This is a genomic window from bacterium (assembly GCA_018814885.1).
In the GTDB taxonomy this organism is placed as follows: domain Bacteria; phylum Krumholzibacteriota; class Krumholzibacteriia; order LZORAL124-64-63; family LZORAL124-64-63; genus JAHIYU01.
On the sequence record JAHIYU010000038.1, the window covers coordinates 1 to 8090 of the forward strand.

The 8090-nt window shown below is 69.7% G+C and carries 7 protein-coding genes; 3 read left to right on the plus strand and 4 right to left on the minus strand.

The window, feature by feature from the left end; genetic code table 11:
* Window positions 1-428: hypothetical protein (locus KJ554_02185; GenBank protein ID MBU0741144.1), on the plus strand; the 428-nt coding region annotated here is incomplete at its 5' end.
* A gap of 55 nt (window positions 429-483) precedes the next feature.
* On the opposite strand, the gene KJ554_02190 is transcribed toward KJ554_02185, so the two are convergent.
* Window positions 484-1047: an HDIG domain-containing protein gene (locus KJ554_02190; protein ID MBU0741145.1), complete on the minus strand. Its 564-nt coding sequence runs from the start codon at window positions 1045-1047 to the stop codon at window positions 484-486.
* A complete protein-coding gene (locus KJ554_02195) occupies window positions 1047-1784 on the minus strand; it encodes a M48 family metallopeptidase (protein ID MBU0741146.1) in 738 nt (245 codons plus the stop codon). The genes KJ554_02190 and KJ554_02195 overlap by 1 nt, the downstream gene beginning before the upstream one ends.
* A gap of 320 nt (window positions 1785-2104) precedes the next feature.
* Here KJ554_02195 and KJ554_02200 point away from each other — a divergent pair, with 320 nt between their 5' ends.
* Window positions 2105-2971 (plus strand): LysR family transcriptional regulator, encoded by an 867-nt coding sequence (locus tag KJ554_02200; protein MBU0741147.1) that lies wholly within the window; start codon window positions 2105-2107, stop codon window positions 2969-2971.
* Window positions 2972-2990: 19 nt separating this feature from the next.
* Here the strand turns inward: KJ554_02200 and KJ554_02205 are convergent, their stop codons facing one another.
* Window positions 2991-4700, minus strand: coding sequence for a GWxTD domain-containing protein (locus KJ554_02205; protein ID MBU0741148.1), 1710 nt, complete (start codon window positions 4698-4700; stop codon window positions 2991-2993).
* A gap of 268 nt (window positions 4701-4968) precedes the next feature.
* Between KJ554_02205 and KJ554_02210 the strand changes: the two genes are divergently transcribed.
* The gene (locus KJ554_02210) at window positions 4969-6354 is read left to right on the plus strand and encodes an aminotransferase class V-fold PLP-dependent enzyme (protein ID MBU0741149.1); all 1386 of its coding nucleotides are present in this window, start codon (window positions 4969-4971) and stop codon (window positions 6352-6354) included.
* Window positions 6355-6388: 34 nt separating this feature from the next.
* Here KJ554_02210 and KJ554_02215 read toward each other — a convergent pair.
* The coding region (locus KJ554_02215) for a hypothetical protein (GenBank protein MBU0741150.1) at window positions 6389-8090 on the minus strand (1702 nt) is incomplete at its 5' end.

The window sequence follows — 8090 nt, forward strand, 5'->3', positions numbered from 1 at the left end:
CCCATCGCGAGGGCGCCTTCGGCCCCACGCTGGCGGTCCGCTGGGGCGCCCCCCTGGGCTGGTCCGGGCGCGCGAGCGTCCTGTTCGGGGAAAAGCACATGATGGACGACCTGCCCGTCGCCCGCGGCACCCTGCTGGGCTTCGAGGCCGGCCAGGGCGGCGCCCGGCTGAGCGTGGGCCGAACGTTCTGGTACCACCTGATGGGCTGGTTCCCCTTCGGCACGCTCCTGGGCACGTCGGCCAAGCTGAACCTGGTGCGCACCTGGGGCGATCCCCGCGAGGTCGCCCCGGACACCACCTACCTCGGCGGCGGGATCGAGCAGGGTCTCTACTTCCTGGATTTCGAGCTGGGCTATCTGGTGAAGGTCGGCGGTGAGGCGGAGTCGCCCGACGGGATCGTGAGCTGGTCCCTCGGCGCGGGGTTCTGATACTGTTTGATGGATGAGGCCGCGTGCCCCGCCACGTGGTGGGTTTATCCGACGATCACAACCCCAGCTCGTCGGCCACCGGCCCCAACGCCCCCAGCACATGCTCGATGACCTCCGCCTGCTCCAGCCCCAGATCCGCCGCCCCCTCGGCGATCTCCTCACGGTTCACCTTGGCGGCGAAGTCCTTCTTTTTGAGCTTCTTCTTCACCGATTTGACCTTCACCTGCGCGATCCGCTTGTCGGGCTGGACCATGGCGCAGGCCATGCAGAACCCGCACAGCTCGTCCACGGCGAAGAGCCAGCGGGCGCAGTCGGTCTCGCGCGGCACGCCGGTGTAGGTCGCGTGCGAGAGGATGGTGCGGATGAAATCCTCGGGATAGCCCTTCCCGCGCAGGATCTCCGCGCCCTTCAGAGGATGGTCGGGCGCCTCGGGATACGTCTCGTAGTCGAAGTCGTGCAGCAGCCCGACCGCGCCCCAGTACGCGGCGTCGTTGCCGGTGCGCCCGGCGGCGGCGCGCATGGCCGCCTCCACGGCGTAGGCGTGGCGGCGCAGGGCCTCCCCCTGCGTGTGCTCGTGGAGGAGGGCGATGACGTTCTCTCGTGCGTACAGTTCATCCATCAGATCACCATCTCGTCATGATGCTCGCGCAGCCACGCCATGAGCCGGCGATGGTCCGGACAGGTCCGGTCCTGCAGGGCGTGGAATCGCGGGCCGTGATTGAGGTGGGTCAGGTGGCACAGCTCGTGGCAGACCACCGCGTCGATCACCGCCGGCGGCGCCATGACCAGCCGGTAGCAGAACGAGAGGTTGCCGCGGCTCGAGCAGCTGCCCCAGCGGGTAGTGCGCTCGCCGACGATCACCTTGCCGGGACTGAAGCCGTGGGCAGCCGACAGGTCGCGTACCCGCGCCTTGAGATGGGTGCGCGCCAGCTTGCGCAACCAGAGCTCCAGGGCCGGGCGGGGGTCCAGCCTGTCCTCGGGCGCCAGCCTCACGCGCAGGGAACCGTTCTCGGCGCTCACCCGGCCGCGGCGGCGGGATCCATCGAGGGCTTCGAGCCGCAACGCGCACGGCTCGCCGAAGACGAGTACGCGGTGGCCGGTGGTCAGTTCGCGCACGGCAGGGCCGCGACGCACGTCGTACTGGTCGACCTGGCGGTCGATCCAGTCGGCGTGCTCGTCCAGGGCGCGGTCCACGTCGGTCAGGGTCCAGCGCCAGGGCAGCACCACCTCGAGTCCCTTGTGGTGACTGACGTGCAGGCTGAGGCTGCGCGCCCGTCGGCTGCGCCGCACCTGATAGTGGACCGGCTTGTTGTGGATCAGGGCTACAGAGCGCCGCGCGGCGGTGGTCGGACTCAAGTCGGCTCCATCCGGCAAGGGTCGTCGGTCGCGGCTAGTGTAGCGTCCTGGGCGGTGGCGCGCAGCAGAAGAATGGTCCGGGGTGGGAAAAGGTGGAGGGAGTACGGGAAACCACCATTGCGCCAGCGCTCCGTCCCCGCCCGAGGACACGATGGAATATCGCGATGGAACGCTGGAGCCGGTGGTGTCGGGCGGCCCTCCCTCCATAACCGCCGACATCAGGAGTATTCCTATCTGTATTCTTGTAAATCGGCCAATTAAATGTTCTAATGGAGGCATAAGCCCGGGCAGCGCCCATGCAGACGTTGGAGGAATCGGACATGCACCTGTCGACGAGTCAGCTGGAAGCCTTCCATACCGCCGCGAAGCTCGAGAGCTTCACCAAGGCGGCCAGCCGGCTGCACCTGACCCAATCCGCGCTCTCCCAGCGGATCCGCAAGCTGGAGGACGGCCTCGAGACGTGTCTGTTCGTGCGCGCCCCCGGCGGCATCCGTCTGACCGAGGCCGGGCAGCGTCTGCTGCAGTACTGCCGCGACCGCGAAACGCTGGACACGGGTCTGGCCGGAGACCTGGGCGGGGCGGCCGAGGGCGGACTGTCCGGCGCGCTGCGCATCGCCGGGTATTCCTCGGTGATGCGCTCGGCGGTGGTTCCCGCCCTGGGGCCGCTGCTGCGCGGGAATCCGGGCGTGCATTGCGAGTTTTTCGTGCGCGAGATGGGCGAGCTGCCCGGGATGCTCAAGCGGGCCGAAGCCGAATTCGTGGTCGTCGATCGCGCGCTGGACTGGCGGGACGTGATCACGCACACGCTGGGACGGGAGGAATACGTGGCCATCGAGAGCGCCACGCACCGGACGCGCGAGGATGTCTACCTGGACCACGATCCCGAGGATCACGCCACCCACTGGTTCTTCCGCGACCAGCCGGACGTCCCCCGCTACCGCCGCTCTTACATGGGCGACGTCTACGGCATCCTCGACGGCGTGGCTCACGGTCTCGGGCGCGCGGTCATGTCGCGGCACCTGATCGGGACGGACAGCGGCGTGCGGATCCTGCCGCAGTACGAACCGTGCGCGGTGGACGTCGTCCTGCACCGTTACACCGAATGCCACGCCTCGCGGCTGCACGCGGCCGCGCTCGAAGCCTTGCAGGCCGGCTGCCCGGGTTACCTGGGCATGACGCCGGATTGAAGCGGCGACCGCGCAGGGCCTAGTCCTCGGGCGCCGGCTCGCCGACCCGCAGCAGGTGATAGCTTCCCTTTTCGGGCAGAAAGACGAACTGGAAGCCGCGCGGCACGCAGTCGGACCAGGTGTGCGGGAAGAGCGGGAAGCCGCCGTGCGCGTAGACCCAGGTCTCCGACACCGGCTCCTGCGTGAAGGTATTGCCCCGGGAGTGCCGCGCCAGCCGGTGCTGGTAGGTTCCGATCAGGGGTTCGGTGCGCGAGCCGGGGAAGCGGCCGGTCGTCTGGCCGCGTCCCGGATGCTGCACGCTCATGTCGCTCGTGGCGGACTTGTCGCCGGACATGCTCGGCGACACGCCGCCGACCGAGATGGTGTTCATGCCCTGGTAGGAATCAACGAACCCCTTGAAATCCGTCCACTTGTCCTGATGCGGATCCGTGCGCAGGGATTCGTTGGAAGGATCCCGCTCGAAGACGACGCGCGACGGCGTGCCCAGGCGCAGGTAGACCTCGGCGCGCGGATCCAGCGAGCCGTCCAGGCTGAAGCCGCCCAGATGCTGCCGGACGTAGCCGATGCGTTCCTGGAACTCGATCCAGGCCTCGTTCTGCGGCGTGTCGGGCTCGGGATCGAGCGGCGCCCAGAAGGCGTCGAGCATGTCCGTGCGGCCGACCGGGTCGGCGCCCCCGAAGGCGGCCACCGCGTCCGGCGGCAGCAACAGGCGGGCGACGGCCAGCTCCTCGTCGCCGCGGCGGCGCGGCACGCTCATGCTCCACACGACGTCGAACTCCGTCACCCAGGGCCGGCCCTTGCCGTCCAGCGGCGCGCAGCTCAGCAGGTAGGCGCCGGGCGGCAGCGATTCCACGTCGATCTCGTGGAAGACCATGACCGGCCGGCCCAGGCCCAGGTTGGTCCGCTGCGTGTCGTCGAAGGCGAGCGTATCGGTGACGGAAAAACGAAGTTCCCGGGAGACGACCTGTACCAGCAGGCCGTCGTGCGTGAGCACGTCGGCCCGGTTCTCGTCGGGCGGATAGACCTCGTAGGCGAACTGCAGGAATCTCTGCCGCAGTCCGTACAGACGTCCCAGGTGCAGGTGCTCCAGCATGGCGGCGCGCGCCTCGTCGACGTCCCGCAGGATGCTGCGACCGAAGATATCCACGTCCCGGTAGCCCCGCAGGAACAGCGGATCGCCCAGCGAGAAGCCCGCGAAGTCCGAGGGAGGTTCCGGGGCCACCCAGTAGCAATGCATCTCGCTGAAGGCATTCGGGCGATCGCGGAAGCCGCGGGCACCCCGCCGCTCCTGATGGCGGTCTACCACGCGCACGCCCAGATCGCCGCCGGGGGCGGTCACGTTCGCGAGCAGGAAGGCCAGGTTGTGGACGCGATCCTGGAAAGTGGCATCCTCGAGGGTCCGCTCGCGGATCACCACGTGCTCGTCGAGCTCGTGGAGCGAGCCATCCAGGCCCTCGAGCCGGATCGCGACGTCCAGGTCGGACTGGAAGGGCAGCTCGCGCATGGCGCGCACGAACATCAGATGGCCGCTGCGCACCTCGACCAGCACTTCCAGATCGAGCGACCCGTCGTCCTGCCAGCGGTAGGCCACGTCGACGGTGATGGGGAAGTTGCCGTAACCGGGATAGGGCCGCACCAGCGCCGCGCCCGCCGAGCCGGCCAGGAGCGCGGCGAGGGTCGCGGTGAGGAGCAGCAGAACGAGAGCGTCGGGACCGCGTCGAGCCGTCATGTGGAACACCGCCGTGTCGAGGATCGAGGACAGCATGAGACTACGACGACGGCGCGGAACGGGCAAGCCCCGGGGGATCCGGCCCCCGGGGCGTCCTGCGCTCGCTGCGGTCCCTCGAAGCTCCCCCGGCCACGGCGGCGCAACCCTGTCGTTTGCAGCAACGGGCTGATCTTTCACATCTCGCTACGCCGCTTTCCCGATTTCTCGCCATGGGCTAGACTTCCGTTCTGCACGAGGAGGACGAAAGATGAGCGACGGCAGCCGGCACATGTCCCCCGACGAGTTCCGCCGCCGCGGCCGCGAGGTGGTGGACTGGATCGCCGACTACTGGGCGCGCATCGAGAATCTGCCGGTCGCCAGCCGCGCCGCGCCCGGAGAGGTGCGTGGCAAGCTGCCCGCGGAGCCGCCGCAGCACGGCGAGCCCTTCGCGGACGTCATGCGCGACCTCGACGAGATCATCCTGCCCGGCGTGACGCACTGGCAGTCGCCCGGCTGGTTCGGCTACTTCCCCGCCAACGTCTCGGGGCCGTCGGTGCTGGGAGAGCTGCTGTCGGCCGGTCTCGGCGTCCAGGGCATGCTCTGGTCCACCAGTCCCGCCTGCACCGAGCTGGAAAGCCACGTGCTCGACTGGCTGGTCGCCATGCTCGATCTGCCCCGCGCCTTCCTGTCGGACGGCCCCGGCGGCGGCGTGATCCAGGACACGGCCTCCAGCGCCACCCTCTGCGCCCTGCTGGCCGCCCGGGAGCGGAGCGGCGGCGGCGGCGGCCGGATCATCGCCTACGGCTCGACGGAGACCCACTCCTCCCTGGAGAAGGCGGTCCGCATCGCGGGGCTCGGCACCGGCGGCCTGCGCCTGGTCGCGGTGGACGACGCGCGTGCCATGCGTCCGGACGCCCTGGCCGAGGCCATCGGCGCCGATCTCGCCGCGGGCCGGCGTCCCGTCTTCGTCTGCGCGACCCTCGGCACCACCTCGAGCCACGCCGTCGATCCGGTGCGCGCGATCGGCGAGATCTGCCGCGCGCACGGCGCCTGGCTGCACGTCGACGCCGCCCACGCCGGCACCGCCGCCCTCTGCCCCGAGTTCCGCTGGCTCAACGACGGGCTCTCGGCGGCCGACAGCTACTGCTTCAACCCGCACAAGTGGATGTTCACCAACTTCGACTGCGACTGCTTCTGGGTGGCCGACCGCCGTCCCCTGCTGGGCGCCCTGTCCATCCTGCCCGAATACCTGCGCAACGCTCCCACCGAGAGCGGAGCGGTCATCGACTACCGCGACTGGCACGTCCCGCTGGGCCGACGTTTCCGGGCGCTCAAGTTATGGTTGGTGATCCGGCACTACGGCATCGACGGGCTGCGCCATCACGTGCGCGAGCATGTGCGCCTGGCGCAGGTCTTCGCGGGGTGGGTGCGCGAGGATGCGGACTGGGAGGTGGCGGCGCCGGCGCCCCTGAACCTGGTCTGCTTCCGCCATCGCGGCGGCGACGAGGTGAACGGGCGCATCATGGAAACGGTGAACGCCGGCGGGCGCATCTTCATCACCCACACCAGGCTGGACGGGCGCCTGACCCTGCGCCTGAGCGTGGGCCAGACGCATACAGAGAAGCGGCACGTGGAGATGGCCTGGGATCTTCTGCGCGGGGCGGCGGGAGGATAGCGGGGACGCCGCGGCGCCCCTGCCTGCCGGTCGTCTACCAGGCCTCGCGCCGGTAATAGCACAATCCCGCCAGGATGTAGCAGGTGGCGCCGACCAGGAACGCGGCGTTGAAGCCCTGCGTGATCGCCACCAGGATCACCAGCGCCGAGCCCAGCACCGAGCCCACGCCGTTGACGGCCAGGCCCCAGTCCACCAGCGCGCCCACGCGCCGGGCGGCGCTCGGGAACGGCACACCCATCGTCAGGCCGAAGGGAGCGGTCAGCAGGATCGCCACGACGATCCGTCCGCCGCGGGGCAGCCCGCCCGCCGCGCCGATCAGCGACGACGCGAACTTGCCGAAGAGCAGCAGCAGGGCGATCAGCACCAGGATGGCCCGCAGCGGACGGATGCGGGGCGCCAGCGCGCTGCCCGCGCCAGAGGCGATCAGCAACGTCGTCAACACCGTGACGATGGCCGCCAGCGGCAGACCAACCAGCAGGGTGAGCTGCTGGATCAGCACCACCTCGACGGCCATGAACCCGAACCCGATTAGGAAGAAGAAGAGCCAGGGCAACGGTCTCAGACGCGGCCCGCGCCTGAGCAGCGGCAAGAGCGTCAGCGGCAGGCCGATCACGGCCACCACACCGGCGATCAGCACGATCAGCAGCTTGGCCAGAGGATAACCCCTGAACTCGAAGGGGGAGACGCGTTCGAGCGTGTCCCAGGAGAAGTTCTTCCAGAGACCGAGCTGGGCGGCATAGGGCCGGTCGTCGGTGGCCGGGGACAGGTCGATCGCCACCGAGTCCTGCTCCGCCGCCCAGCCGTTGCGCAGGATGCGCGCGATGAGGTTGTCCTCCGCCCCCGCCGGCGCGGGATGCAGGACGGCGATGTGCTCGGCCACCTCCGGCGTGATCTCGCCGTAGGCGTTGGCGATGATCTCGTCGGTGAGCGGTTCCTTCGATACCAGCATCAGGGTGCGCCGCATCGCGGGCAGGTCGTAGACGGCGAAGTGGGCCAGCGGATCCTCGACCCCCTCGGCCACCAGGGCGTCATGGAGGCTCGTCACCAGCCGCGGCATGTAGAACTGGTGCTCCATCGACAGGAAGCCGCCCGGCCGCAGGGCGCGCCAGTAGTCGCGGTAGGCTTCGGTGGTGAAGAGGTAGTTCTCCGCCAGCGCGAACGACCCCGAGGCCAGCGCCGCCCACGAGTTGGAGCTGAGCGAGTAGATGACGTCGAAACTCTCGCGGTGGCGGCGCGCGTATGCGCGCGCGTCCTCGGTGGCCACGATCACCCGCGGGTCCAGGTAGATGCCGCCGGTGAACTCGGCGTACTCCCCCTGCTGCAGCATGCGGTTGACGTGGGGCACCACCTCGACCGCGTGCACCTCCGCGCAGCCGGCCTGCAGGGCCTGCAGCACGTCGCCCCCGCCGCCGGCGCCCAGGGAGAGGAAGCGGCAGTCGTCGAAGCGGTCGATCAGGTACGAGACGTCGATGCCGAACTCGTAGCGCAGCGAGTCGGGGCGGTCCCAGTTGCCGTCGAAGCGCAGCAGGGGCGAGTTGGCGGCGTTGTCGATCTCCAGGCCGCGATACTCGGGCGCGAAGTCGTAGACCTTGACCTTGGCGGCGGCGTCCCAGTGCTCGTAGATGATGGGCGCCCGCGATTCGCGCTCGGCGCGCAACAGGTCCGGCGCGTGCGGCGCCAGCAGGGCCGCGGCGGCGATCAGCGCCACGGCGCAGGCCCGGCTGACGCGGCCGCCG

Bases quoted from the DNA above. Each gene is read 5' to 3' on its own strand.
- KJ554_02190 (MBU0741145.1), bottom strand. From the start codon at position 1,047: ATGGATGAACTGTACGCACGAGAGAACGTCATCGCCCTCCTCCACGAG.
- KJ554_02200 (MBU0741147.1), top strand. From the start codon at position 2,105: ATGCACCTGTCGACGAGTCAGCTGGAAGCCTTCCATACCGCCGCGAAG.
- KJ554_02205 (MBU0741148.1), bottom strand. From the start codon at position 4,700: ATGACGGCTCGACGCGGTCCCGACGCTCTCGTTCTGCTGCTCCTCACC.
- KJ554_02210 (MBU0741149.1), top strand. From the start codon at position 4,969: ATGTCCCCCGACGAGTTCCGCCGCCGCGGCCGCGAGGTGGTGGACTGG.